This window comes from Bacillus sp. FSL W8-0183 (assembly GCF_038006825.1).
Lineage (GTDB): Bacteria > Bacillota > Bacilli > Bacillales > Bacillaceae > Bacillus > Bacillus altitudinis.
Window position 1 is genome coordinate 1166339 of sequence record NZ_JBBOVY010000001.1, and the last position, 26179, is coordinate 1192517.

Here is a 26179-nt window from a genome sequence, read left to right on the forward strand (position 1 = left end):
CCTTTTAGATCATGATGGTTTATGATATGAAAAGAGTCGGGAAAGGTGCCTATTTTCTTTTCAATCGGAGGAGAAAGGGAAGGTGATAGGAAAATAGCTATTTACCTTTATTTTCGCTAGAATATGAGTACATAAGAAAGGTGTTGTGGAACGTGGAGATTCAGTTTTTAGCAGGCAGATCGGGGAGTGGAAAAACGACTGCAATTCTAGAAGAAATCAAAGAACAACTGCGGCTTGATCCGCTGGGTCCGCCAATCATTTTTTTAGTCCCGGATCAAATGACATTTTTAATGGAATATGAGCTTGCAAAAACGTCTGAAGCTGGTGGAATGATCAGGGCCAAAGTCTTTAGTTTTACTCGGCTTGCCTGGTCTATATTACAGCAGACTGGCGGTGCGAACCGTCAATTTGTCACAAGCACAGGGATTCAAATGCTCTTAAGAAAAGTAATAGAAGAACAGAAAGACAAGTTTAAGGTATTCAAAAAGGCGAGTGATAAACCGGGATTTGTTGAGCAAATAGAAAAGACGATGGCTGAATTCAAAAGGTACTGTATGATGCCGGAGGATATTGAAAAAATTTCGGCATCCAGCATGCATTCAGAGTATACAGAAGAAAGACGTGCGGCGGAAAAATTGCATGATCTTCATGTTCTTTATCAGCAGATGGAGCAGCATCTGCAAGATGAGTATGTGCACTCAGAGGATTACTTGACACTTCTGGCTCAGCAAATTCCTTTATCAGAAGAATTGAGAGGGGCACACATTTATATAGATGGTTTTTATCAGTTTACCCCCCAGCAGCTTCTTGTCATTGAACAGCTTTTGCTACATGCCGAAAAAATAACAGCTGCATTCACAGTGGATCGTTCCTATCATGACACGCAGCCAAATGAACTTGATTTATTTCGCATGACAGGTAAGACATATTCCCAGCTTTATCAGCTGGCCAAAGAGTGCGGAGCGGCTATTTCTGAGAACATTTTGGAGAGAAATAAGCGGCATCTTCATACTCCAGATCTAGCTTATTTAGAAAATCAATATGAACAGAGACCTTTGCAGCCGTATCAAGAAGAAACGCCTCACCTTACCGTATCGAAAAGTGCAAATAAACGAGCTGAAATTGAGGGAGTAGCGAGAGATATTCTTGATTTAGTAAGAGGGGAAGGTCTTAGGTTACGAGACATCTCAATTGTTGCAAGACATGTAGACGACTATAAAGATACGTTAAAAGAGGTGTTTCGAGATTACGATATTCCTTTCTTTATTGATGGAAATGAATCGATGCAGTATCATCCGCTCATTGAGTTCATTCGTTCGAGCCTCGATGTCATAAAAGGGAACTGGCGGTATGAGGCGGTGTTTCGCTGTGTGAAAACAGAGTTCTTATTTCCGCTTGAACTCGCCAAAAACAAAGCGAGAGAACAGGCGGATCAGCTTGAAAACTATTGTATTGCTTACGGTGTAAAAGGTGAACGCTGGACGAAGGGTTCACGCTTTCATTATCGCCGCTTCCAATCACTAGATGAAGATTTTGGACAAACCGATCAAGAAATAGAAATGGAGCAAATGCTGAATGATGTAAAAGAATGGATTGTTCCGCCTCTCTTTCAATTGCAAAAAAGATTGAAAAAAGCGCAAAAGCTAAGAGACATGGTGGAGGCAGTGTATGTCTTTCTAGAAGAAGCCCAAGTGCCAGAAAAGCTTGAAAAGGCAAGGCTTGAGGCAGAAGAAGCAGGCAGGTTAGCTGAAGCGATGCAGCATGGGCAAGTGTGGGATGCTGTCATTCAATTGATGGATGAATTTGTTGAAATGCTGGGCGAGGAGGAGCTCTCATTTCCATTATTTCAACAGATGATGGATACAGGACTGTCCTCTCTCAAGTTCGCTTTGATTCCCCCTTCACTTGATCAAGTGTTTATCGGAAGTATGGATTTATCCAGAATGTATCAAGTAAAGTGTACGTTTGTCATTGGAGTAAATGATGGAGTTATACCTGCACGGCCCTCTGATGAAAGTGTATTGTCTGAAGACGACCGGGAATGGTTAAAGCGTGCAGGAGCAGAGCTGGCAGAGACAGGGAAGGAACGGCTGCTGGATGAACAATTTTTGATATATCAAGCGCTGTCCAGTCCATCGCACTACCTGTATTTATCCTATTCAGCTTCAGATACGGAAGGGCGGTCTCTTTTGCCTTCGACCCTCATCAAGTATTGTGAGGAACTGATGCCAAACCATCAGCAAGCCCTCTATGTGTTAGATCCAGAGCAGTTGGATGATCAGGAACAATTAAAATTTGTAACAAACGAGCATGTCTCGTTATCCTATACCGTTTCGCAGCTGCAACAATGGCTCAATCAATATCCGATCAGCGGCGTATGGTGGAGTGTATATAATCATTTGATGACCTCGTCCAACCGCGACGTATCAAAAAAAATCATGTCCAGCTTGTTCTTTACAAATAGAGCGAAGCGTTTAAAGCCGAATGTCACAAAAGAACTTTACGGTGACCATATTCAGGGCAGTGTTTCAAGAATGGAGAAATTCAATGCATGTGCATTTTCTCATTTTGCTTCCCACGGGCTAAAACTAAAAGATCGACAATTTTACAAATTAGAAGCACCTGATATCGGCCAGCTCTTTCACTCGGCTTTAAAACTGATTTCAGATACGCTTATTGAACAAAAAAAGGATTGGAAAAACTTAACGAAGGAAGATTGTGTGACCTACTCAAGGCATGCAATTGAACAGCTGGCTCCACGTCTGCAAAAAGAAATTTTATTAAGCTCTAATCGGCATGCTTATATAAAAGAAAAGCTTCAAAAAATCCTCATCAGGGTGTCTTCTATATTAAGCGAACATGCAAAAGTGAGCGGATTCTCTCCGGTTGGACTTGAGTTAGGTTTTGGAGGTCAAGGACCTCTGCCGCCGTTTACTTTTCAATTAAAAAACGGCTGCACGATGGAGCTTGTTGGAAGGATTGACCGAGTGGATAAAGCAGAAGGATCAAAAGGACTTCTATTAAGAATTGTCGACTATAAGTCCAGTGAGAAGGGGCTTGATCTAGCAGAAGTTTACTACGGTTTAGCCTTGCAAATGCTCACTTATTTAGACCTAACCATTACGTATTCTAAAGAATGGCTTGGCATGGAAGCGACACCGGCAGGAATTTTATACTTCCATATTCATGACCCGCTGATTCAAGCCCCTATTCCGCTCGCAGAGGATGCAATTGAGCAGGAAATATTGAAGAAATTTAAAATGAAGGGTCTATTGCTCGAAGATGTGGAAGCAGTGAAGTTGATGGATCAAACACTCGAATCAGGAAGATCACAAGTCATCCAAGCTGGTTTGAAAAAGGATGGTTCTTTCCGATCTGACTCTGCGGTATTAAGTGAAGATCATTTTCACATTCTCACAAAACACGTTCGGCGAACCTTTGAAGAGGCAGGAGAAAGAATTACAAGCGGTGAGGTAGAGATAAACCCATATAAATTAAAGGATCAAACCCCTTGCCGCTTTTGCTCCTTTAAGTCTATTTGCCAATTTGATGAATCAATAGAAGATAATGAATTTAGGGTGCTCACCTCTGAGAAGGATGATGTCATGTTAGACCGGATCAAAAAAGAAGGGGATCAGTATGCAAATACCAAAACCGAATAACAGTACTTGGACAGATGACCAATGGAACGCCATCGTTTCAGAAGGACAAGATATTCTTGTTGCTGCGGCGGCAGGGTCAGGGAAAACAGCGGTCTTGGTTGAACGGCTCATTCGAAAAATGACTCGGCCGGAGCAGCCAGTTGATGTGGACAGGCTGCTCGTAGTGACTTTTACCAATGCTTCAGCAGCAGAAATGAAGCACCGGATCACTGAAGCACTTGAAAAAGAACTATCTAAAAACCCTGGTTCTCTTCATATGCGGAGACAGCTGTCACTTATGAATCGTGCCAATATTTCTACCTTGCACTCCTTTTGTTTGCAAGTTCTCCGTACCTTTTATTATGAGATTGACCTTGATCCAGGTTTTCGTTTGGCTGATCAAACAGAAGGAGAATTATTAGGAGATGAAGTGTTAGATGAACTGTTTGAGGATGAGTATAAGGCTGGAAAGCCGTCATTCTTTGAACTCGTTGATCGTTACACATCTGATCGGCATGATTTAGATCTTCAATGGCTTGTCAAAAGAATTTATGAGTTTTCTAGATCACATCCAGCGCCAGAACAGTGGATGCGGGCATTCCTTTCTCTTTATGATGTGGATACACAGACAAAGGTAGAAGAATTACCCTTTTATCCATATATCAAAGAGGACCTTTCTCTCGTTTTAAGAAGCTGCCAGGAACTGCTGGAACAAGCGCTCACTTTATCAAAAGAGCCGGGCGGTCCAGCACCGAGAGCAGAGAATTTTATAGATGATTTAGAGCAAGTAAATGAATTAATAAGGCATCAAGATGATTTTGAGACACTTTATGAGCTTTTGCCAAACATCAATTTTAAAAGGTTAAAGACTTGCAAAGGGGATGACTATGACCCGGCTCTGTTAGAAAAAGCAACAGATGCACGCAATCAAGCCAAAAAACAATTAGAAAAGCTAAAAGATGAATACTTTATGCGCAGTCCCGATCAGCATTTAAAAAGCTTGGCTGAAATGAAGCCAGTTGTAGAAACACTTGTAGAGCTTGTGATTCAATATGGGGAGCGTTTCGAAAGAGCCAAACAAGAAAAATCAATCGTAGACTTTTCGGATCTAGAACATTATTGTTTGCGCATTTTAGCGAAGCAGGACGCAGAAGGAAATCTCATTGAAACAGAAGCGGCTAAATACTATCAACAGCAATTTGAAGAAGTTCTCGTGGATGAATATCAGGATACAAATCTTGTCCAAGAAACGATTCTAAAGCTAGTGTCTAAAGGGAAACATCCTGCAGAAGGCAACCGCTTTATGGTTGGTGATGTGAAGCAGTCCATTTATCGCTTTAGACTTGCAGAGCCGATGCTGTTTTTAAATAAATATAAACAATTTAAAGCAGATAGCAAAGAAACAGGTAAAAGAATTGATCTAAATAAAAACTTCCGCAGCCGGGCTGATGTTTTAGACAGTACCAACTTTCTGTTCAAACAGCTGATGGGAGAAACGGTTGGAGAAATTGAATATGACGAACAAGCTGAATTAAAGCTTGGAGCGAGTTATCCGCAAAGCGAAGACACGACGACAGAAATGCTTCTTGTTCATTTAGATCAGCACGACACAGAAAGCGATGAAGAACGAGAAGAGCTAGAGACGGTACAATTTGAGGCGAGAGTGATTGCAAAGAAAATAAAAGAATTGGTAGAACAGCCTTTTCAAGTGTACGATGCAAAACAGCAGCTGACCCGCAACTTGCAGTATCGAGACATTGTGATCTTGCTTCGCTCAATGCCGTGGGCTCCGCAAATGATGGAAGAGTTGAAGAAGCAGGGAATCCCTGTTTATGCGAATCTTTCCTCAGGCTATTTTGAAGCGACAGAGGTATCGGTCATTCTTTCTTTGTTAAAAGTGATTGATAATCCATATCAAGATATTCCGCTCGCTGCTGTTTTAAGGTCACCTCTTGTTCATTTAGACGAAAATGAGATGGCACTGATTAGAACAAGTGATAAAAAAGGCACTTATTATGATGCTGTGAAGGCATTTATGAGTGTGACACACTCTGATCATCCGACATGCAGAAAGCTGGAGCGATTCTTCCTTCAATTACGCAAATGGCGTGATTTTTCGATGCTGCATTCGGTAGCAGAACTGATTTGGGAAGTGTACCGAGATACACAATATCTAGATTATGTCGGCGGGATGCCAGGAGGTAAGCAAAGACAGGCAAACCTTCGGGCTTTATATGATCGAGCGAAACAGTATGAAAAGGCTGCATTTAGAGGGCTGTTTCGATTTCTTCGATTTATCGAAAGAATGCAAGAGCGTGGAGATGATCTTGGAGCGGCAAAAACGTTCAGTGAAACAGAGGATGTTGTCCGCATGATGACCATTCATAGCAGTAAAGGACTCGAATTCCCTGTTGTATTTACTGCAGGACTTGGCAGGAACTTTAACATGATGGATTTAAACCAGTCCTATTTGCTCGATAAAGAATTAGGTTTTGGCAGCAAATATATTCATCCTGAGCTGAGAATTAGTTATGCAACATTACCGCTGATCGCGATGAAAAAAAAGATGAGAAAAGAGTTGTTATCTGAAGAACTGAGGGTTCTATATGTGGCGCTCACAAGGGCGAAGGAAAAATTATTTTTAGTCGGCTCTGTCAAAAATCAAGTGAAAGCTTTAAGTAAGTGGCAAAATGCCGCAAACGGAGACGACTGGCTTCTCCCTGATTTTGAACGTTATCAAGCGAGAACATACTTAGATTTTATTGGCCCTGCCCTTATCCGTCATCAAGCGATGTCTTCTCTTTTAGAAGAATCGAGAGAAGTCGTTCTCTCGCATCCATCATCATTTTCTATCACCTTTCATCAAGCGTCCGATCTTCTACAAGAAGACATGTCACTTGAAAAACAAAAACAAGACGAAGTGCTACAAGCATTAATGGAAGGTGTGCCTGTTCAAGGATATGGCGATTACGAGGAGGAAGTAAAAGAAAGACTTTCATGGCGTTATCCATATTTAGCGGCCTCCCAAGTAGGGACAAAGCAGTCAGTTTCCGAGATCAAAAGAATGAAAGAAATACAGGATGAATACAGTGTGCCTGCTTCCATTCGAAAAGCTCATGCGACACTGTACGAACGACCGGCTTTTATGAAGAAAAAAACACTCACAGCTGCAGAACAAGGGACGGCCATGCATACAGTCATGCAGCATATCCCTCTTCCTTCAAATGAACCATATGATGAATCTCGTGTAGAAGAGCTGCTCCATTCTTTAAAAGAGAAAGACTTACTAACAGATGAACAAATCCAGTCCATCAATCGAGAAGGAATTGTGGCCTTCTTTTCTACTGCTATTGGTCAAAAACTGCAGAAAGCGGACTGGGTGAAACGAGAAGTATCGTTTAGTATGGTTTTACCGGTTAAAGAGGTATACAGCCATATTGATGCAGAAGGTGAACCTGTGCTCATTCAAGGAATGATTGATTGTTTATTTGAAGCAGATGGCAAGCTCTATTTACTTGATTATAAAACAGATCGAGTGACTGGCAGATTCTCAGGTGGATTAGAGGAAGCTGAAGCGATGTTAAAAAAACGCTATGAAACACAAATATCGTTGTATTCAGCAGCGGTAGAACGTTTAACAAACAGAACATTAGAGGAGAAAATCCTTTATTTCTTTGATGGAAATCTAGAAATTTCTTTATAGGTGGAATGAATGAGAGGTGAATCACATGAGGATTCTGCATACAGCGGATTGGCATCTAGGGAAAACCCTAGAAGGCCGAAGCCGGCTTGAGGAGCAGGCTGAGTTTTTAGATGAATTAAATCACATCGTCAAGGATGAACACATTGATGTCATTGTGATGGCAGGCGATGCCTTTGATACAGTGAACCCTCCTGCTCGCGCAGAACAGCTTTTTTATGAAAGTTTGTCTGCATTATCTGATAAAGGAAAGCGTCAGGTGGTTGTGATCTCTGGCAACCATGATAACCCAGACCGTTTATCAGCCGCATCTCCTTTAACGAATGAGCAGGGGATTCATTTAATTGGATATCCGACAAATGATTTAATTCATGTCGATGTTTCTTCTGCAAGTGAACGTCTATCTATTGCAGCACTCGCTTACCCGTCTGAAGCAAGGCTAAACGAGGTGCTGGCTGAAACATTTGAAGAGAAACTGCTTCGTGATCAGTACAATTTAAAAATACAACAAATGTTTCAACATTTAAGCAGCCAATTTCAGGCGGATACGGTCAATATCGCAACAAGTCATATTTATGTGGCAGGTGGCAGTCAAACGGATTCGGAAAGGCCGATTGAAGTGGGAGGCGCATATACCGTTGCGGCCGAAAGTCTGCCTGAGGCGGCTTGTTATGTCGCATTGGGGCATTTGCATCGCCCCCAAACTATTAAACGTGCCAAAACGATTGCCCGCTATTCTGGATCTCCACTTGCATACAGCTTTTCTGAAGCAGGCTACGCCAAATCAGTCACCATTGTGGATGCAAAACCGAATGAAACAGCAAGCTGGAAAGAAGTGTTTTTATCAAGCGGTAAACCACTTATGAAGTGGAAGGCGACTGAAGGGCTGAGCCAAGTACACAGTTGGCTGGATGAAAAGCGGGATCTTCAAGCCTGGATTGATTTAGAGATTCACTTAACAGATCAGCTGTCGATCGAACAAATTCATCAGCTGAGAAAACAGCATAGTGGATTTGTCCATATTAGACCAAAGTTTAAAGAGTTACAGCAAAAAGAAGAACAAAAACAAGTGGAAAAGCTCTCGATTGAAGAGCGGTTCGTGAAATTTTATGAGCGTCAGACAGGTGGAGGTCTACCTGATGAAAAAACCGTCAAGCTATTTTTAGAGCTTGCCAATGACATGCAAGAGGAGGAAGCGAATTGAAGCCGATCACGTTAACCATTAAAGGACTTCATAGCTTCAGAGAAGAACAAATCATTGACTTTAGCTCCTTATGTGATGCAGGTGTGTTTGGTATTTTTGGACCGACTGGAAGCGGAAAATCGTCCATATTAGATGCCATGACACTCGCACTCTATGGCAAGGTCGAACGTGCACTCAATAATACGCATGGTATTTTGAACCAAGCTGAAGAAAAGCTGTCTGTCTCCTTTACGTTCGCTTTGCAAAGAGAACACCATATTTCTTATAAAGTGGAACGTGCCTTTAAACGGGCAGATGAAATGAAGGTTAGAACGACGTTATGCCGATTGATTGAAATTGGTGATACGCAGACAGTTCTTGCAGATAAAGCAAGTGAGGTCAATCGTAAAATAGAAGAATTACTTGGTTTAACCATTGACGATTTTACGAGAGCGGTTGTTTTACCCCAAGGAAAGTTTGCGGAATTCCTTTCATTGAAAGGAGCCGACAGACGCCAAATGCTGCAGCGTTTGTTTAATTTAGAGAAATATGGTGATCAGCTCGTCAAACGTTTACGCGCAAAGGCTCAAAATCACTATGGACAAAAAAACGAACTGCTGGCTGAACTGACTGGTTTAGGAGAAGCTGGTCCAGAGGCATTAGCGAAAGCTAAAGAAGCAGCTGCGCAGGCGCAAGCTATTTTTCATGAGAAAAAACAAACGCGGGACGAAGCGTTCACTGCTTTTACAAAAGCGCAAGCCATCTGGCAGTATCAAAAGGAACAAGAAGCGTACGAGAAGGAACAAAACAAACTTAATCTACTGGCATCCACGATGGAAGAGAAAAAGAATCAACTTCACATTGCAGAGCAGGCAGAGACATTAAAGCCTTATGCGGATGCATTAACAAAGGCTGAAAAGCAGCTCTCTCAAGCATCAAAAGAGAAGCAGGAAGCAGAAAAACATTTACTTCATCAACGAACGATCTATGATCAAATGACGCAGGAGTATGAGCAAACGCGGCAAAAGAAAATGGAAAATGAGCCAGAGCTTCTTCAAAAGAAAGAGCAGCTTATTCAATTAAAAGAAATTGAACGAAAAAAAGAAACAGCTGTTCAGGAAAAGACCGTACTAGAGCAGCAAAACAATGAAAAAGCGCAGCAATTGACTCAAAAAAAAGCGGAAGCCGAAAACGTGCAATCTTTATTAGAGCGTGCGCTTGCGAAACAAACACAGTTGAAGCATGAGCTGGAACAATTACAAGTCTCTGTCAAAGAGCGGAAACTTGTACAAGACGCACTTCGTTTCAGTGAAAATGTTCAAAGAATGAATGTGAGCATTCAAAAGGAAGAACAAAAGATTGAGGAGCTAAGACAGCGTTCAGCAAAGGCGACACAATCGTATGAAAAGCTTCAAAAACAGCAAAAAGATCATCATGAAAAAATAAATCAATCGTTTCAAGCGATAGAGCAATTGTATTTTTATGTATGTGAATTTGAACGAGGTCTTACAGAATGGAGGCATAAAGAGCAGGACAAAAAACAAGAAAAATTAAAACAGCGTGATGTTGTCAGATCGGCAGAATTAAGAAAAGAATTAGCGGCAGAGCTAGTAGACGGTGAACCATGTCCTGTTTGTGGATCGATTCATCATGATCCAAAGGCTGTGATAGACAATGACCATGAAGAAACGGTTGCCCAAATTGATGAATGGATTGTAAAAATAGATAAAGAGCTCAAGCTGGCAGAGGAGTATGCTAGAGACATGTTTGCTGCAAAGCAGCTGCTTGAAACGCATGCCAATCAATTAGTTAAACAGTTCTCCTTTTTATCTCAAAAAGCCCCCGATTCGGAAGTAGCTGCAGCAGTAGAAGCAGTACAGAATCCGCAGTCTTTGCACCAGCTGATTCAAGAATGGAAAGGCGTAAAACAAGATATTCAAGCAATCGAAAGCAAACGAGCTCGTTTAATGGACGTCACTTATGATCAAGCGGCAGAAATGAGCAAAGTAAAAGATCAACTGACATTTGAGCAGCAGCGCATGCAGGAATTAGACATGCTGATCAAGGAGCTTCGATCTGAGCTTTCCGAACAACTGACGCAATTTGAACAGACCTTTCCTCACCTGACAATCAACCAAGTGCAGGAAATGCAGCAACAAATTGACGAAAAGGATCAACAAGCGGAAGGTTATCAAGAGCGTATTGAGAAGAGTATTTCTTTTCTAGAGGAAAAACAGCAGGCAAAAGAGCATCTGCAAACAGCCATATACGATCTAGAGAAGGAACTCGATAAGTTGGCGCATCAGCTGGGAAGCCAGCAACACCTGATCGATCAATATGAAACAGATTTACAGCGATATCCTTTAAAAGCGGCTTCTCTTTCTGATGAACTGGACGAAGTTCAACAATCTATTGCTCATCTAAATGAAAAAGAACAGCAATCGTACGAGCAATTTAAGCATGCACAGCAATTATTTAGTGAGGCGCAAAGCCATTTCTCAAGCAGTGAACGTCAGCTCCAAGAGGCGAAGCGGCGAAAACAAGAAGCTGAGAAAGCGTGGCAAAAAGAAACAGCATCTACTCCTTTTGCTCATCCTCAGGAGATAGCACCTGCTTTAATGGATCGATCTGTACGTCTTACAGTCAAACAGGAAATTGAGGAATTTGAGGATAAAAGAAAGCAATGTGCAGCAAACTTAAAGCGAATTTCTGAACTGTTAAAAGGTGAGTCGCTGGATGAAGACGAGTGGACAGACATTCAACTAAAAAAAGAAGCGGCGGAAAAAGCGCTTGAAGAAGCGACAGCGCTGAGTGGATCTGCACAGGAGCATCTGCGAGTGATTGAAGCAAACCATCAGCGCTTTGCAAGCATTCATGAACGCCTTGAAGAACTGCAGCAAGAAATTGACCGGCTGGATAAGCTTCAAACTGTGTTTAAAGGGAATACATTTGTTGAGTTCCTAGCAGAAGAACAGCTAGAAAGTGTCAGCCGTGATGCTTCTCATCGTCTTGGGATTTTGACAAGACAAAGGTATGCCATTGAAGTCGATTCAGAGGGCGGTTTTGTGATGCGGGATGATGCCAATGGAGGTGTCAGACGTCCGGTATCCAGCTTGTCTGGGGGAGAAACTTTCCTGACGTCTTTAGCACTTGCCCTTGCTCTGTCTGCACAAATTCAGCTGAGAGGTGAGTTCCCGCTGCAATTCTTCTTCTTAGATGAAGGATTTGGTACACTCGATCAAGACTTGTTAGATACGGTGATTACAGCATTAGAGAAGCTACAATCTCAAAATTTGGCTGTTGGTGTGATCAGCCATGTGGAAGAATTAAAGATGAGACTGCCTAAGAAACTGATTGTCCACCCAGCAGATCCAAGTGGGAAAGGAACAACAGTCTCGATGGAATTAATGTAAAGTGAGGTGATCTCAGGATGGCAAAGCAAACGATTGGATTATGCGAGCTGTGCGGAAGACAAGAGGTCGTCCTTACAGAACATCACTTAACGCCAAGAGAAGAAGGAGGGGCCTTTCTACCGACTGCCTTCCTGTGTATCCCTTGCCATAAACAGGTACATGCTCTTTATACAAACCAGGAGCTTGCCGCACGTTTGAATACGCTGGATGCCCTAAGACAAGATGAAAAGCTTGTTCCGTACATCAAATGGATTAGAAAGCAGCCGGCAAGCAAGCTGGTCAAGACAAAGAAATCAAGACAACGCAGAAAGAAATAAGCATAAAAAAGCGCTCCTCTAAATGAAATGAGTGTAGAGGAGCCGCTTTATGCATTGCCTACCATATTCTGATCATTTAAGTCAGGATCCACATAGTTGGTGGCGCTAATGCCATTATTTAAAATCAAGAAATCTCCGGTATTCCCCGCTCCAGAGCCTAAAGCAGATTTTGAAGAACTTTTAGGCGAAAGATAAAATGAGTCACCGACGTTTACGACGCCCCCAGAAATCGAGTTAATGTAAATGGGTCCGACAATTGCTGGCATAATCGACATCCTTTATTCGAAGTCATATCACCATCATATGCGCAGGTAGGTCCAATTGTGAGTTTGGCGGATGTTCGTCATTGTTGCTAAATAACTCTCGAATATGCTTCACTCGCGCAACGGCATTTATTCCGCACGTAGAGCCAATTTGATAGATAGAGGAGGAAGAGACCCCTTCTACATGTATGGACGACACTTTAATGAGAGGCTTTTCATGATAAAAGGCCGTTCTAACCGTTCGTTCTGGCAGCATCAATGGGATCGGCTCATAATACACTTCAAATTCTTTTGCATCTAGGTTTTCAGCTTCATTTCCATAAAATAAACTAATCGTTCGCTGGACAGCTAGCACCTTCACGTTCGGGCAGAGCTCCTGTGTATCACCAATTTGAACAACACTCGCAATCCCGACAGAATTCACCTTAGAGAACTTCACTTGAGATGTGCGCTTAATCATTATCGAGGGGCTAGAGGAACAAACGGGCCAATAATTAATGATTCTGGCGGTGTATCGAAAATCGATGACAGTTGTACATGGTCCGTGTCCCCGATAATAAATAGGGAAGAGGACGATACCCCAACTACTTTAATGCTTCCAGTTTCGATGTTGCGGTTGACGACTGTGAAATTCATCCGTTTTCCTCTCCTTTCGTTTCATTTGGAATATGGGCTAAAAAGTGCTCGATTGCCCGTTTGACATCATGTTTCACGTATTCAGCAATTTGCTCGGAACGTTGAAGCGGGGTCATATCTTCCCTTTGTGGCAGCTGCCCCGCATAATATTTGATTCTGCTGTCTATTTGTTTTCGAATGTCCTCAATGATATGGTGTTTGTTGCTTTCATCAAGCGAGCCTTCGTATCGCTGCTCTAGTTCTTCAAGAAGCTGCGGTGCTTCTTCATTTAAGAATGCATCGACAAGCTGGCGTGTTTGATTGAAAAATTGATCAGCCATTTCTTGCTGCATCATTCCAATTCCCGGGGTTGTTGTTTGGCCCACTTCAAAATTTTGAACACTATTTGGATCAGATGGATTGAGGCCGATATTTAATGTGCCTTCCAGCCGCTCGATTTTCAGTTGATCAAATTGATAATCAATCCGTTCAATCGTTGTTGTCGGTTTATCTTTGATCATTTGCATTTCCTGCTGAAGCTCGTTAAGCCTTTTTTCAAGCATCATGATTTGCTGTGTTTGCTTTTGAATGATGCCATACATTTGTGAAGCGCTGTTTTGATAGTCATACATATGCATACACCTCCGGGGATTGCAGATGAACTTATGTTGTTGGTGACTGAAGCGGTACAAAAGGTGCCGTGCTTGCGCCTTGAGACTCTTCAATTCCTTGTGTGCCTGCTGCGGCAGGTGCTGACTCTACATAGCTTCCAGTGTTATACAGATTGGAGAGTGCCTTGATTGATCCAGCACTGCCGATTTGCAGAACGGATGAGTTACTCACAGACTCCACACGTAAGTAATTAATTTGTATCGCTTGATTAATATAGAAGTTCAATGGATTCTCACTCCTTACAAGTTACCAACAAGCGGTTGATCAATGACATCACTATCATACGTATTTGTCACACTTTTATAGTTGCTAATGCGTAATTGATCACCAGTGTTAAAACTGCCTGCGCCGGCAAACGTTTTAACCTGACTATTTGGTGAAATGGTGATGCAGTCTCCAACATGAACGACTCCGCTCGTTCCGACGGCATTTACTTTAAAGGCTCCAACAATAGCCGGCATAGCGGTGCACATCCTTTAGAAAAATAGGGCACTTCGTTTTTGGGCGTTTCACCATAGCTTATGATGGGTCTTTTAATATGTGATTGTCTTTTTGAAGAACTTTGATGAGAGGAATGAAGTGTATGGTTTACCCTTTATTCGAGCATTCTTTAGAGGTGGTTTTGATGCCTTTATTTAAGAGTGTGTCAAGCTCTTGACTGCACCTGATGGTTTCTTCGGCATTCATTCCGAATTTTTTTGCGGTCTCAATCAAATGTAATCTTTTTTGTTCAATTTCATAATTGATCATAACGGACGCCAACTCTCACATTTTTTATCAAATAGAAGGATATGGTTAGTATACCCTATTTTTCTATAAAAAAAGCTCTTTCGTCAATATGAGAACTAAAGTGACAAAATTCGAAAGTGTCTTTACAGGCGCGATGTCTCTTTTTTAATCTCAGTTTGTAAATAACGTCGTCTTTTGTTGATATACTGTCGGATTAATTCTCGCTCTGAACGCAGCATGTCTTGTCGGTTTTTCGTATATGGATCATCTCCAATTCGCTGCTCAATCGAAGCATGCCATGTCTCAATGATGGGGAGAAGTCGTTTTTCTAAAAAATGTGTATCTAGTACGTGCTGGAAAAGGGCATAATAGTCTCTTTTAAATGCAGGGATGTCTAGTAATCTAGCGGTTAATGTATTGAAGCCGCTAACTGGAATATAATCAAACGCCATTTCTTCTCCGTGAATATCACGACCCCAAGTCGCATCATAATCCCAAGGCATTACTTGAAACCTTCCTTGATCATTCACATAAAGCGCATAGTTATGAACAAAGCCATCAAAATTTTGGGTACACACGACACCAATGAGCCAGCGGAAATATTGTGTTACATCAAGGTACTGCTCAATCTTATTTGCAAACGTGTCGTCCCTTGCGGTGTTCAAAAAGTAAATAAATTCACTCAGCTGCTTGTCGTGTTCAGGAGTTCCCGTTTTTTTCTCATAACCGAGAAGAAGATGTTTTTTTGGCTTTTTATCAAATGAACTTAAAAGAGAGAAATTGGCGTCATCATCTACAGCATAATAAATGCCGCCTCCATGCAGCTGTCGTTTTTGGAGGAACAGCTCATCTACAGATTCTATTTTTAAATAAATGCCTTCTTTTCTTCCATTAATAGTAAGAAACACATGAGAAGCGGTCGGGCTGAACACACCCATTTGTTCAAAGAAATAAAAAGACAGCCTGTTGCGAATGAAAGAAGGATCATTGTACTCTGCATTTAAGTGAAAAAGGGATTCGCCCTGTCTTTGCTTTGGTTTTCGATATTCAATTTGATAGGATTTTTTCTTGAGCTTTCGGATGTGTGATCCTCGGTATGAGGCATAAATATGTGACTTCGTTTGGCCGGTTTTCAGAATGGCCTCGACGGGTTCATCGTTCCATATGTCCTTTTTTAATTCCATGAGATCTTTTGGATGAATCCAGATATCCAGTTGTTTTAAAGGTTCTGTGTCCATGCGTTCATCACCCTCCTATATCTCCTCCACTATATGAAAATGAAGGAATGTCCTGTACCTGCTGGTAGGTATTCATGGAGTTTTCTAAGAAAGAGGCATTCGCCAAGAACACTTGTCTACCGAGTCTCGTAACATAAAGCAGAGAAGATAAACAGCTTTGTCTGTTTGTTTTGTCATAGCACAGTTTGGGAGGGGAATTGTTCGTGAGCACATTTGATCATTCGCATATTGAACATGCAGTTGATTCACTTCGAAGTGAGGGGCGTGATCAACACTTAGATCGTGAACCAGAATCGGGATATTCGCACAAATCATCTCGTTCTCGTCATTCAAATCGCCGTCACTGGTTCTTTGGTGGAGGAGGCTGCCGTAAGTCACATCGCAGCAAAAAAAGCCATAAAAGCTATCGTTCTAAAAAAAGCTATCGCTCTAAAAAAAGTCGCTGCTCAAAGAAAAGTGTAAAGAGCGAGAAACCATGCAAAAGTAAAAAGTCGTATAGAAGCAAGAAATCATGCAAAAGCAAAAAGTCGTATAAAAGCAAAAAGTCATACCGCAGTAAAAAGAGTAAACCAAAAAAATCATGCCGCAGCAAATACAGATCTCATAAGAAAAGCTGCCGCAAATCACACCGCAGCCATCGATCTAAACGTTCTCATCACCACAAACGGAGTCACTCTTGCCGAAGATGCGGAAAGAAAAAACATCATTCCCGCCATCAAGGAAATGTTGATCGTAAATGGGATCAAGGGAATATGTGGGAGTATCGACGCTACCGCTAAATGTCAGGTCTTCATTTTTGAAACCCTTTTTAAAAGAGAGTATGATAAAAAAGGGTTTTTTTTATTTCGTAGAGAAATAAAAATGAGACATCATAATGTAGTGAAATGAAGATTGTGAGGGGAAGACATGAAGTTTTTTACAGGTGAGATACATAACAGATTGTTTATCGGGGTCGTCATTGATGATGAATGGGTGATGGACGTCAAAAAGGCAGAAGCAAAACTATTTGAGCTAGAAACATTGCCAAACTCTTTATCTGAATGCATCAACATGGGGGACAAGTTTGTCGAACACGTCAAACAGCTTCTTGATTGGGCGGAGAAAAAAGAAGAAGACCGCGGCTCTTATGTCTATCCGCTTTCGGACGTGACACTCCATGCACCGATTCCAAAACCAACGAAAAACATCATGTGTGTTGGGAAAAACTATCAAGATCACGTCATGGAAATGGGAAGTGCGGCAGATATTCCTAAAGACGTGATGATCTTTACAAAGGCGCCTACCTCTGTTGTAGGGCATGAAGCGGACATTCTTCTCCATGAAGATGTGACAAGTGAATTGGATTACGAAGGGGAGCTTGCCATTGTCATTGGCAAAACAGGAAAGAATATTGCTCCTGAAGAGGTCCACGATTACATTTTCGGTTACACCATTTTAAATGATATAACGGCAAGAGATTTGCAGAAAAAACACAAACAATTTTTCATAGGAAAAAGCTTAGATACAACTTGTCCAATGGGACCTTATATCGTTCACAAGTCAGTGATCGAGGATCATGGAGCACTCCATGTGGAAACAAAGGTAAACGGAGAGGTTCGTCAGTCTGCCAGTACGGAATTAATGATCTTCCCAATTGAAGACATTGTGTCAACTCTTTCAAAAGGGATGACGCTGGAAGCGGGAGACATCATTGCAACAGGTACACCTTCTGGAGTCGGCAAAGGTTTTGAACCGCCAAAATTTTTAGCCTCAGGCGATCAGGTTGAAGTAACAATTGAACCAATTGGGACGTTATCAAATCGCGTCAAATAAAGGCGTGTTGACACAGGATTGTCGCTTTGTGTTCGACTTATTTCGTGGTACGATGAGAAGGTAATTGTTCTGATAAAGGGGGAAATCACAAATGGGAACACATTTACATATTACAGCGTGGGTGCTAGGTATTATTTTATTTTTCGTTGCCTTTGCATTAGCAGGTAAAAACGATAAAGGCGCTAAAATTGTGCATATGATCGTACGACTGTTCTACTTGATTATTATTGCAACAGGCGTAGAGCTGTATGTTCGCACAGGAATGAAAATCCCGGGTTACGGGGGCGAGTATGTTGGAAAAATGATACTTGGTATTCTTGTGATTGGTTTCATGGAAATGGTCCTTGTACGCAAGAAAAAAGGAAAATCGGTGACGGGTGTATTCATTGGTTTTATTGTGGTTGCTATTGTGACCATTCTTCTCGGCTTACGTCTGCCGATCGGTTTCCATATCTTTTAAGATAAAAAGAGCATTGCTTATTAGAGTCTGCTTTTGTATTTTTAATTTTGTTACTTAACTACTAAAAATAGTGTTTTCTATGGAAAGTTAACATTTATTGTTTTACAATTTCTGAGTTGAAGATAAAGGAAAGAGAATAAGAGGAGCGATGTAGAATGAATCCAGTATTTATGATGTTAAGTGGAATATCTTTTTTGTTAGGTGTTTTTTTATTATTTTTAAATAAGGTTTTTACAGCTATTCTTGAATCAGTTTATGGTGTTGGTATTAAAACAATCGAAGAATATGGACTTTCAAACTATGCAATTGTCTGTTTTGTTTTAGGTATATTGTTTTTATCTGTGTTTTTATTTGGTAAATTTTCAAAAAAACAATAAATTACCCATATTTTATGGTATGATTAGGTTTGTTTAAATCTAATTATAGGGTGTGTAATTGAATGAAAATCTTTAAATTTTTTGCTGTAGCATTATTAATGTTTTGTTTTGGAATTAGTGGTGTTACTCAGGCTAAAGAGTTAGATTCAGAAGTTACTATTAATGATGATGAAAAATTTTATTCTCCTGAGTTTGATGCATTTGTAAATGCATTTACATTATCGGATACAGGTCAATTGATTGAGTTAACAAAAGAAGAGTATAAAGCTTTGGATTTAAAACATGAATCAGAAGATGATTTATCAAGTGTTGTAGAGAATGAAGAACCTAAAATGGGAACAAGAGATACAGTTTGGTCTTATTTAAAGTTTGTTCCAACAAAATCTACTTCTTATGTTGGAGATCCAGTAAAAGTGTCAGCAGATATTAATTGTACAGCTTCTACATGTTCATTAGGTCATGGGGTTTCTTTTAGTAGGTCTATAGCTGTTACATATGGTACAGCTACAAAAGCTGAAAAAAGTGCTATAAGTCAATCTTTAAATATTACGTATACAGAGGTAAAGGCTACTACAAATTCTTTTACTTTCAACTTAAAAAAAGGGCAAAAAGGATATGTAGCATTTAAACCATATAAGATTAGAAGAGATGGATATTTCCAACAATGTTATAGTCGAGGTATGGGATGCTTTAAAACAAATAAAAAAGGGTATGTTCGTATACCTAAAAGATTATCAGATGGTAATGCTAATGGAGTATTTTATTTTGTGTATAAGAAAAAATAAAGTATGATTTGTGTGTTTGTGCTTTCAGATTTATAATTCATTGATTTCGTGTTAGAGAATCATTAAGAAATTTACTTTTGGTTGCGGTGTCCGCAACCATTTTTTTATTTTTAATACTTCGTTTTATTGAATATTTTTGTGATAGAATCCGTTCACTGTGGAGATGAATGTGATGACGATCGAAATTCATGTGATGGATTTATGGGAAATGAGAAGAAGTGACAGAAACGGCAAAACTAACATACCACAAAAAGGAAAAACAAGAAGAGCGTTACTGTTTAAAAAATGGAGTGAAAAACATACGGAATGAGTCAATGGTAAGCGGAACGAAAGTGAGCATTAAGGAGTTGACTCATTCACTACATCCAAAGCCTATTGATTCAAACAAAAAGCAGTGCCCTTTTTATGTGAGATCAAACTGAGACATCAGCCGGTGACCGTCAGATGTCGTCCATTCCAATTGAACTTGATTTGTACCCGAATGATGGTGGCATTGAAGGGCAAGTGATTGCATGTCTCCTGAAAACTGAAAAAAAGACACGCGATGAGAAGGATGGAAGGAAGAGAAGACACAATCATAGACGGAAAAGCCAAGCTGTTCTACATAGTCAATGATCTGATAAAAGACGCTTTCTGGTACGAACATGAGCAAATCAAGCCACCCTTTAGGAAGAGACGCTGTATATTGAATGCGTTCACCGCCTTTTACCTCCATCAACTTCCCATTATCACAAAGAACGACAGACCCGAGCAATTCTCCTTTTGTCCATCGATCCTTTTCTTTCAAACAGATCATAGAACTTTGAAGGCTTTCAGGCAGCATGATGTCTCCTTCTTCGTCTTCAATCAGACAATGACCGTTTTCCATCAGTAAGTACCCGTTACACCATTTTGGGTGGTTTTGCTGAAGATATGTCATTCGGTTCTCCATTCGCAAAACCTCCTTTCCTCTTTCTTTTCTTACCAAATGAAGCTTGTCTTATACACAGGGAAAAAAGGACAAATCAACTATCAAGGAGACGATGCATAAACTAAGAAAGGCTAAATGAGAACACTTGATGAAAAACGGATGGGAGCTGATGATGATGTGTGGAATAACAGGCTGGGCAGACTTTAAAAAGCAGCTCATCCAACAGGATCATGTAATTAATCAAATGACAGATACATTATCTAAAAGAGGGCCGGATGATACAAATACGTGGAAAAGTGAGCACGTTCTTTTTGGCCATAAACGGTTAGCCGTTGTCGATGTTGAAGGCGGAAAGCAGCCGATGACATATACCCATCAACACCATGATTATACGGTGGTATACAATGGAGAACTCTATAACACGGAGGATATACGAAAAGAATTATTCAAAAGGGGGCACCGCTTTCTTGGGCATTCTGATACAGAGGTTCTTCTTCACGCCTATACAGAATGGAAGGAAGAGTGTGTGACCCATTTTAATGGAATTTTTGCATTTGTCATTTGGGATAGTGAGCGTGAATTATTATTTGCAGCGAGAGACCGGCTCGGTGTCAAGCCATTTTTCTATACAGAACGTCATCATTCCTTTTTGTTTGGCTCAGAAATCAAAGCACTTCTGGCTCATCCTGAAATGAAAGCCAAAGTGGATCATGAAGGGTTATCAGAAATCTTTGGTTTAGGGCCGTCTAGAACACCAGGGCAAGGCGTATTTAAAGGGGTGAAAGAGCTGAGACCTGCTCATGCCTTAACCTTCTCAAAAGATGGTTTGCGTGTGTGGAGGTACTGGAATGTCAAAAGCAAGCAGCATACAGACTCGCTTGATGACACCGCTCAGCACGTGAAGGAACTCTTTACGGATGCTGTTACAAGACAGCTCGTCTCTGATGTGCCTGTATGTACGTTTTTATCGGGTGGAGTGGATTCTAGTGCCATTACAGCCATTGCCGCCAAGCACTTTGAGAAAATAGGGAAAGCCCCGCTGCATACGTATTCCGTTGATTACGACGGAAATGATCAATTCTTTGAAGCAAGTCAATTCCAGCCCAATGCTGACGGGCCGTGGATTGATCGAATGACCAAAGCGTTTCAAACGAATCATCACAGCTGTATCATTGGGCAAAAAGAGCTGGCTTCTTATTTGAGAGAAGCGGTTGAAGTGCGAGATTTGCCGGGGATGGCAGATATTGATTCATCCTTACTATGGTTCTGCCGAGAAATTAAAAAGGATTTTGTTGTCGGTTTATCAGGTGAATGTGCAGATGAGATTTTTGGAGGTTACCCATGGTTTCACATGGCAAGCGAAACCAATGGATTTCCGTGGATGAGATCAACGGAAGCACGCATTCAGCTTCTTCAAGACTCATGGCAAAAGAAATTATCACTGAAGGAATATGCGCAAAGCAAATATGAAGAAACCGTGGCAGAAACCCCTCTTTTAGATGGAGAAACTGGAGTAGATAAAGCCCGAAGAGAACTTTTTTACTTAAATATGATTTGGTTTATGACAACACTGCTGGATCGAAAAGATCGTATGAGCATGGGGGCGAGCCTTGAGGTACGTGTTCCATTCGCAGATCATCGTCTTGTTGAGTATGTATGGAATATTCCTTGGGAAATGAAAATGTATGGAAATCGGGAAAAAGGGGTTTTGAGAAAAGCATTAGAGGGAATTTTACCGAATGAAGTGCTTTATCGCAAAAAGAGCCCTTATCCGAAAACACATCATCCTGCTTATACTCAGGCGGTAAAAGAGATGTTAACAGATTGTCTCGCACAAAAGGATTCTGTGCTTCATGAATTTTTAGATCCACATCAATTAAAACAGCTGATTGAAACAGAAGGGGCTTCTTTCCAGGTTCCTTGGTATGGTCAGTTAATGAAAGGCCCACAGCTCATTGCCCATTTGGCACAGATTCATCATTGGTTTGAAACATATCGAATTGATATAGAAGCATAACAAAGGGTCGGCTTTCTTGCACTTGTTGAAAGGAAGTCGGCTTTTTTGATACATAACATGAGACTTTTAGAGCACATCAAAAGTTGATCTAACCGCTTCAATTTGTATAATTAACTTAAAGTGAATTAATTTGGAGGAAAAAGGATAATGAAAATCATTGTGATCGGAGCAGGACCAGGGGGACTTGCAGCAGCTATGATGTTGCAAAGCAAAGGACATGATGTTCATATATATGAAAAACAGTCCTTTGTTGGCGGACGTAACTCTAAGTTTCAACTTGGTGATTTCACGTTTGATACAGGTCCTACTTTTCTCAGTATGATTCATATTGCAGAGGAACTATTCACCTTTGCCGGTAAAAATCTCTATGATTATATAGATGTGATTGAATTAAAAGAAATGTATAGATTAATCTTTCAAGATGAGAAGCTTGATATGATTCGAGATCGAGACGAAATGTACAAACGTCTAGAAGCCTTTGCACCTGGTGAGGGCGAGGGGTATGTACGTTTTATGAATGATACAAAACGAAAAATGGACCGCCTAACGCCGATTCTACAAAGTAAAATGGATCGTTTCCATCATTATTTGCGTCCAAAAGTCATCAAAGCACTTCCTCAGCTCTCATTAAATAAAAGCTTATATGATGTGCTGTCGGATTATTTCTCAAATGAATCAGTGAAATATGCCTTTACATTCCAATCAAAATATTTAGGGATGTCACCTTGGGAATGCCCAGGAGCGTTCTCAATTCTTTCCTTTATGGAGCATGACACAGGCGTTTATCATCCGAAAGGCGGAGTGAATCAGCTGTCAGAAGCGATGGCAAAGGCAGCTGTTGAATCTGGGGCTACCCTTCATCTATCAACTGGAGTTGACAAGTTACTGACGGAAGGCAGGAAAGTGAAGGGCATTCGCTTAGAAACTGGTGAAGAAATACAAGCAGATGAGGTGGTCGTAAATGGTGATTTTGCACACGTGATGACAAAGCTTGTAGAGCCGGGTCTTTTAAAGAAATATAGCGAGAAGAAACTGAAAAAGAAAAAATTCTCATGTTCCACCTTTATGCTGTACCTAGGTTTAGATACGATATATGATGAGCCACATCATACCATCGTTTTTTCCGATGACTATGCGAAGTTCGTCAAAGAGATTACGAAAACCTTTGAGCTGCCGGATGATCCGTCCATTTATATTCAAAATGCAAGTGTGACAGATGATTCGCTTGCGCCAAAAGGCAAGTCCGCTCTTTATGTGTTAGCACCCGTTGCCAATAATCAAAGCGGTATTGACTGGGAAGCGCATCAAGAAGAATTTAGAGAGCTTGTGCTGGATACGCTGGAGCGGAAAACAGGCTTTAAGAATATCAGGCAGCATATTGAAGTCGAGCGGATGATCACACCGAAGCACTGGGAAGAAGAGCTGTATGTATATGAAGGAGCTACATTTAATCTTGGTCATCAGTTGACGCAGATGATGGTACTCAGGCCGCATAATGAATTTGATGAGTTGAAACACTGCTGGCTCGTTGGTGGAGGAACCCACCCAGGCAGCGGATTGCCAACCATTTTAGAATCAGCGCGTATTACGACAAATGCGATTCTGTCAAAAGAGAAACATACGCACAAAAGAGTGCCACATCAAGAAAAGGGGAGCGCCTCATGAAAAAACATATATTGATTGCTGGCGGCGGTATTGGCGGAATGATCTCAGCCCTCTATTTAAAAAAAGCTGGACATGATGTCACCCTTGTTGAAAAAAATGAACGGCTCGGCGGGAGACTTGCTTTTGTACGTGAGAAAGGATATAAAGTAGATGAAGGTCCGACCATTGTCCTACTTCCTGATATGTTAAAAGGCATTTTACATGACGTAGGCATTGATGAAACATCTCTTGATCTCTTGCAGCTCGATCCGCTGTATACGATCCACTATCAAGATGGAACCTCCTATACGAAATACTCTGATACACTGCGACAACTAGAAGAAATCAAACGTGTATTTCCAAAGGAAGAACAGGGATATTTAACATTTATGCAAGAAATGACGGATCGGTTTCAAGAAGGGCAGGAAGCTTTTCTAGAAAAATCATTTCATGAAAAACGAACCTTTTTTACAAAAGCGAACATGAAGATTTTAATGAAATTAAAAGCATATCGAACCGTTCAAAGTTCTCTCAAAAAATATTTTTCAGATGAGCGCCTCCGAGATGCATATGCACTTCAAACCCTCTATGTCGGAGGAAATCCGTATGAAGCATCCGCCATTTATTCGCTTGTTTCATATAGTGAGCACGCACACGGAATTTACTATTTAAAAGGCGGATATGCGAGTTTAGTAGATATATTGGAGAGACAGCTCTTAAAGACGGGTGTACACATAAGAAAAAGTGAAGAAGTCGCACAATTTGAGTTTGAGGGGAAACGTGTGGTCAAGGCAAAAATAAATGATGAGCACATAGCAGCTGATGCATTTGTGATGAACGGAGATTATCCAGCGGCGTTAAAACAGCTTGGTTTAGGTGAACAAGACCGGCGTAAATACGTTCCATCCTCCGGCTGCGTGATGGTGTATCTAGGGTTAAACAAAGTATACGATGAAGCACCTGTTCATCAATTTTTCATGGGAGAACACTTTGATCAGCATATGAGAGAGGTGTTCCAAACGAAAACGATACCTCAAGATCCATCATTTTATACTTTTAATCCATCGACCATCGATCCATCCCTTGCCCCAGAAGGCAGCAGTGTCCTATATATGCTCATTCCTGTTCCATCAGGAGATCACATCAATTGGGAACAAGAGACAGACTTTGTGGATAAAATGGTGGAACGTCTTGAGAAAAGAGGCTTTCCACAGCTGCGAGAGGCGGTTGTCTGGCAAAAGGTGAGAACACCGAATGATTCAATGCGAGAAGGATTGTTTGAAGGCGGCAGCTTTGGCCTCGCTCCTAATTTGTTTCAATCAGGTGTGTTTCGCCCACAAGTAAAGGTTGCAGATGTAGACAATCTATATGCGGTAGGTGCATCCATCCATCCCGGCGGCGGGGTACCGATCGTGATGCAAAGTGCAAAGCTCATGGCTTCTGTACTGCTTAAAGAGCTGAACAACAGAAAGGAAGTGAAGCTAAGTGGTTGATGTGCAAACAGCATTGAAAATATGTGAAGAGACCATTCAAACCCATTCAAAAACGTTTTATCGTGCCTTTTCCATGCTACCTAAAAAGAAAAGACAGGCTGTTTGGGCCGTATATTCTTTTTGTAGGAGAGCGGATGACATTGTAGATGAGTCTCCTTCACCAAAGGAAGAACTGGCGTCTTTTCAGGAGGCATTTAATCGTTTCTTGCAAGGAGAAGTAGATCGTGATGATCCAATGTGGGTGGCGCTGGAGTATACATTTCAACAGTTTCGTATGGATGAATCCCCATTCCGTGACCTGCTGCGAGGACAGGAGATGGATTTAGAGCAGCATCGATATGAAACGTTAGATGAACTGCTCATCTATTCCTATCATGTCGCAAGTACAGTTGGATTAATGCTGCTTCCGATCATTGCACCGCGTAAAAAAGAACAGCTAAAAGAAGCTGCGATTTCCCTTGGGATTGGCATGCAGTTGACCAATATTCTTCGGGACATTGGTGAGGATAAGGCGGAAAGGAACCGCATTTATTTGCCAAAACAAGTCATGGATCAATTTGGGTATACAGAGCAAGAATTACAAGAAGGGATCGTCAATCAAGCCTTCCAGCATGTATGGGAATATATTGCTTTTGAGGCAGAGGCGTACTATGAGGAATTTTTTGACCATCTCCATGAATTCCCACTTTATTCAAGGATACCAGTGAAAGCAGCTGCTCACTTTTATAAGGCTATTTTAGATAAAACTAGAGAAAACGAATACCGCGTCTTTACGAAGCGGTCATATATTTCAACACAAGAAAAAGCACTTATTTTAGAAGATATTACGTAATGAAAAGAAGACAAAGGGGTAAAATAGAGTTCGTTCGTTTTAGCCCTTTGTCAACAATCTGAAAGGACTGCACCCGCA

24 protein-coding genes are annotated in these 26179 nt (G+C 41.1%); 15 read left to right on the forward strand and 9 right to left on the reverse strand.

The annotated features are described in order from the left end of the window. Window positions 1–152 precede the first annotated feature (152 nt). From addB to NSQ64_RS06115, 5 genes are read left to right on the forward strand one after another with little or no spacing between them, the layout of a single operon-like run. Window positions 153–3662 (forward strand): helicase-exonuclease AddAB subunit AddB, encoded by a 3510-nt coding sequence (gene addB / locus NSQ64_RS06095; RefSeq protein WP_341015576.1) that lies wholly within the window; start codon window positions 153–155, stop codon window positions 3660–3662. After that, complete coding sequence (gene addA, locus NSQ64_RS06100; RefSeq protein ID WP_341015578.1) at window positions 3640–7344, forward strand: helicase-exonuclease AddAB subunit AddA; 3705 nt, start codon at window positions 3640–3642, stop codon at window positions 7342–7344. Before addB ends, addA begins: the two co-directional genes overlap by 23 nt. A 25-nt stretch (window positions 7345–7369) precedes the next feature. Beyond that, on the forward strand, window positions 7370–8545 hold the full coding sequence (gene sbcD, locus NSQ64_RS06105; RefSeq protein ID WP_056705134.1) for an exonuclease subunit SbcD: 1176 nt from the start codon (window positions 7370–7372) through the stop codon (window positions 8543–8545). Further along, window positions 8542–11937 carry an exonuclease subunit SbcC gene (gene sbcC / locus NSQ64_RS06110; protein WP_341015580.1) on the forward strand — a complete coding sequence of 1132 codons (3396 nt, stop codon included), beginning with the start codon at window positions 8542–8544 and terminating at the stop codon, window positions 11935–11937. The genes sbcD and sbcC overlap by 4 nt, the downstream gene beginning before the upstream one ends. Window positions 11938–11954: 17 nt before the next feature. Continuing rightward, entirely contained in the window at window positions 11955–12254 is a 300-nt protein-coding gene (locus tag NSQ64_RS06115) for a hypothetical protein (RefSeq protein ID WP_017360217.1), read from the forward strand. A 47-nt stretch (window positions 12255–12301) separates the two neighbouring features. Here the strand turns inward: NSQ64_RS06115 and NSQ64_RS06120 are convergent, their stop codons facing one another. The 8 genes from NSQ64_RS06120 to NSQ64_RS06155 form a co-directional block, all read right to left on the reverse strand. Continuing rightward, entirely contained in the window at window positions 12302–12520 is a 219-nt protein-coding gene (locus NSQ64_RS06120) for a spore germination protein (RefSeq protein WP_003211468.1), read from the reverse strand. Between the two features lie 22 nt (window positions 12521–12542). Beyond that, window positions 12543–12977 carry a spore germination protein GerPE gene (locus NSQ64_RS06125; protein ID WP_058337501.1) on the reverse strand — a complete coding sequence of 145 codons (435 nt, stop codon included), beginning with the start codon at window positions 12975–12977 and terminating at the stop codon, window positions 12543–12545. Continuing rightward, on the reverse strand, window positions 12977–13153 hold the full coding sequence (locus NSQ64_RS06130; RefSeq protein WP_003210893.1) for a germination protein GerPD: 177 nt from the start codon (window positions 13151–13153) through the stop codon (window positions 12977–12979). The genes NSQ64_RS06125 and NSQ64_RS06130 overlap by 1 nt, the downstream gene beginning before the upstream one ends. Continuing rightward, window positions 13150–13764 carry a spore germination protein GerPC gene (locus tag NSQ64_RS06135; protein ID WP_008348607.1) on the reverse strand — a complete coding sequence of 205 codons (615 nt, stop codon included), beginning with the start codon at window positions 13762–13764 and terminating at the stop codon, window positions 13150–13152. Before NSQ64_RS06135 ends, NSQ64_RS06130 begins: the two co-directional genes overlap by 4 nt. Window positions 13765–13795: 31 nt before the next feature. Next, on the reverse strand, window positions 13796–14029 hold the full coding sequence (locus tag NSQ64_RS06140) for a spore germination protein GerPB (protein WP_035392485.1): 234 nt from the start codon (window positions 14027–14029) through the stop codon (window positions 13796–13798). A gap of 14 nt (window positions 14030–14043) precedes the next feature. Continuing rightward, a complete protein-coding gene (locus tag NSQ64_RS06145) occupies window positions 14044–14265 on the reverse strand; it encodes a spore germination protein (protein ID WP_003211745.1) in 222 nt (73 codons plus the stop codon). 127 nt (window positions 14266–14392) lie between these two features. Then, window positions 14393–14554 carry an aspartyl-phosphate phosphatase Spo0E family protein gene (locus NSQ64_RS06150; protein ID WP_008348605.1) on the reverse strand — a complete coding sequence of 54 codons (162 nt, stop codon included), beginning with the start codon at window positions 14552–14554 and terminating at the stop codon, window positions 14393–14395. Window positions 14555–14676: 122 nt separating this feature from the next. Then, window positions 14677–15771 (reverse strand): CotH kinase family protein, encoded by a 1095-nt coding sequence (locus NSQ64_RS06155; RefSeq protein WP_061418628.1) that lies wholly within the window; start codon window positions 15769–15771, stop codon window positions 14677–14679. Between the two features lie 203 nt (window positions 15772–15974). Here NSQ64_RS06155 and cotG point away from each other — a divergent pair, with 203 nt between their 5' ends. The 6 genes from cotG (at window position 15975) to NSQ64_RS06185 (ending at window position 19515) form a co-directional block, all read left to right on the forward strand. Then, window positions 15975–16550 carry a spore coat protein CotG gene (gene cotG / locus NSQ64_RS06160; protein WP_178897183.1) on the forward strand — a complete coding sequence of 192 codons (576 nt, stop codon included), beginning with the start codon at window positions 15975–15977 and terminating at the stop codon, window positions 16548–16550. A 127-nt stretch (window positions 16551–16677) separates the two neighbouring features. After that, window positions 16678–17583, forward strand: a complete 906-nt coding sequence (locus NSQ64_RS06165; RefSeq protein WP_007499116.1) for a fumarylacetoacetate hydrolase family protein — start codon at window positions 16678–16680, stop codon at window positions 17581–17583. 91 nt (window positions 17584–17674) lie between these two features. Further along, a complete protein-coding gene (locus NSQ64_RS06170) occupies window positions 17675–18043 on the forward strand; it encodes a YisL family protein (RefSeq protein WP_007499115.1) in 369 nt (122 codons plus the stop codon). 155 nt (window positions 18044–18198) lie between these two features. Continuing rightward, on the forward strand, window positions 18199–18420 hold the full coding sequence (locus tag NSQ64_RS06175; RefSeq protein ID WP_341015589.1) for a hypothetical protein: 222 nt from the start codon (window positions 18199–18201) through the stop codon (window positions 18418–18420). A 62-nt stretch (window positions 18421–18482) separates the two neighbouring features. After that, window positions 18483–19205 carry a DUF6060 domain-containing protein gene (locus NSQ64_RS06180; protein ID WP_341015591.1) on the forward strand — a complete coding sequence of 241 codons (723 nt, stop codon included), beginning with the start codon at window positions 18483–18485 and terminating at the stop codon, window positions 19203–19205. A 172-nt stretch (window positions 19206–19377) separates the two neighbouring features. Next, a complete protein-coding gene (locus tag NSQ64_RS06185) occupies window positions 19378–19515 on the forward strand; it encodes a hypothetical protein (RefSeq protein ID WP_341015593.1) in 138 nt (45 codons plus the stop codon). Window positions 19516–19608: 93 nt separating this feature from the next. Here NSQ64_RS06185 and NSQ64_RS06190 read toward each other — a convergent pair whose 3' ends face one another. Continuing rightward, on the reverse strand, window positions 19609–20136 hold the full coding sequence (locus NSQ64_RS06190; RefSeq protein WP_341015595.1) for a DUF2777 family protein: 528 nt from the start codon (window positions 20134–20136) through the stop codon (window positions 19609–19611). 154 nt (window positions 20137–20290) lie between these two features. On the opposite strand from NSQ64_RS06190, the gene asnB reads away from it, so the two are divergent. The 4 genes from asnB (at window position 20291) to NSQ64_RS06210 (ending at window position 26101) form a co-directional block, all read left to right on the forward strand. Then, complete coding sequence (gene asnB / locus NSQ64_RS06195; protein WP_268374026.1) at window positions 20291–22132, forward strand: asparagine synthase (glutamine-hydrolyzing); 1842 nt, start codon at window positions 20291–20293, stop codon at window positions 22130–22132. A 147-nt stretch (window positions 22133–22279) separates the two neighbouring features. Next, window positions 22280–23797, forward strand: coding sequence for a phytoene desaturase family protein (locus tag NSQ64_RS06200; protein ID WP_160757892.1), 1518 nt, complete (start codon window positions 22280–22282; stop codon window positions 23795–23797). Then, on the forward strand, window positions 23794–25269 hold the full coding sequence (locus NSQ64_RS06205) for a phytoene desaturase family protein (RefSeq protein ID WP_024720031.1): 1476 nt from the start codon (window positions 23794–23796) through the stop codon (window positions 25267–25269). The genes NSQ64_RS06200 and NSQ64_RS06205 overlap by 4 nt, the downstream gene beginning before the upstream one ends. Continuing rightward, window positions 25262–26101, forward strand: coding sequence for a phytoene/squalene synthase family protein (locus tag NSQ64_RS06210; protein WP_035700220.1), 840 nt, complete (start codon window positions 25262–25264; stop codon window positions 26099–26101). The genes NSQ64_RS06205 and NSQ64_RS06210 overlap by 8 nt, the downstream gene beginning before the upstream one ends. Window positions 26102–26179 lie beyond the last annotated feature (78 nt).

Excerpts from the sequence above, each read along its gene's own strand:
- NSQ64_RS06180 (WP_341015591.1), top strand. The coding sequence starts at position 18,483 with ATGAAAATCTTTAAATTTTTTGCTGTAGCATTATTAATGTTTTGTTTT.
- NSQ64_RS06170 (WP_007499115.1), top strand. The coding sequence starts at position 17,675 with ATGGGAACACATTTACATATTACAGCGTGGGTGCTAGGTATTATTTTA.
- addA (WP_341015578.1), top strand. The coding sequence starts at position 3,640 with ATGCAAATACCAAAACCGAATAACAGTACTTGGACAGATGACCAATGG.
- asnB (WP_268374026.1), top strand. The coding sequence starts at position 20,291 with ATGTGTGGAATAACAGGCTGGGCAGACTTTAAAAAGCAGCTCATCCAA.
- NSQ64_RS06185 (WP_341015593.1), top strand. The coding sequence starts at position 19,378 with ATGACGATCGAAATTCATGTGATGGATTTATGGGAAATGAGAAGAAGT.
- NSQ64_RS06145 (WP_003211745.1), bottom strand. The coding sequence starts at position 14,265 with ATGCCGGCTATTGTTGGAGCCTTTAAAGTAAATGCCGTCGGAACGAGC.
- NSQ64_RS06135 (WP_008348607.1), bottom strand. The coding sequence starts at position 13,764 with ATGTATGACTATCAAAACAGCGCTTCACAAATGTATGGCATCATTCAA.
- NSQ64_RS06150 (WP_008348605.1), bottom strand. The coding sequence starts at position 14,554 with ATGATCAATTATGAAATTGAACAAAAAAGATTACATTTGATTGAGACC.
- NSQ64_RS06190 (WP_341015595.1), bottom strand. The coding sequence starts at position 20,136 with ATGGAGAACCGAATGACATATCTTCAGCAAAACCACCCAAAATGGTGT.
- sbcD (WP_056705134.1), top strand. The coding sequence starts at position 7,370 with ATGAGGATTCTGCATACAGCGGATTGGCATCTAGGGAAAACCCTAGAA.
- NSQ64_RS06175 (WP_341015589.1), top strand. The coding sequence starts at position 18,199 with ATGAATCCAGTATTTATGATGTTAAGTGGAATATCTTTTTTGTTAGGT.
- NSQ64_RS06130 (WP_003210893.1), bottom strand. The coding sequence starts at position 13,153 with ATGAATTTCACAGTCGTCAACCGCAACATCGAAACTGGAAGCATTAAA.
- NSQ64_RS06200 (WP_160757892.1), top strand. The coding sequence starts at position 22,280 with ATGAAAATCATTGTGATCGGAGCAGGACCAGGGGGACTTGCAGCAGCT.
- NSQ64_RS06120 (WP_003211468.1), bottom strand. The coding sequence starts at position 12,520 with ATGCCAGCAATTGTCGGACCCATTTACATTAACTCGATTTCTGGGGGC.
- NSQ64_RS06115 (WP_017360217.1), top strand. The coding sequence starts at position 11,955 with ATGGCAAAGCAAACGATTGGATTATGCGAGCTGTGCGGAAGACAAGAG.
- NSQ64_RS06155 (WP_061418628.1), bottom strand. The coding sequence starts at position 15,771 with ATGGACACAGAACCTTTAAAACAACTGGATATCTGGATTCATCCAAAA.
- NSQ64_RS06205 (WP_024720031.1), top strand. The coding sequence starts at position 23,794 with ATGAAAAAACATATATTGATTGCTGGCGGCGGTATTGGCGGAATGATC.
- NSQ64_RS06165 (WP_007499116.1), top strand. The coding sequence starts at position 16,678 with ATGAAGTTTTTTACAGGTGAGATACATAACAGATTGTTTATCGGGGTC.
- NSQ64_RS06125 (WP_058337501.1), bottom strand. The coding sequence starts at position 12,977 with ATGATTAAGCGCACATCTCAAGTGAAGTTCTCTAAGGTGAATTCTGTC.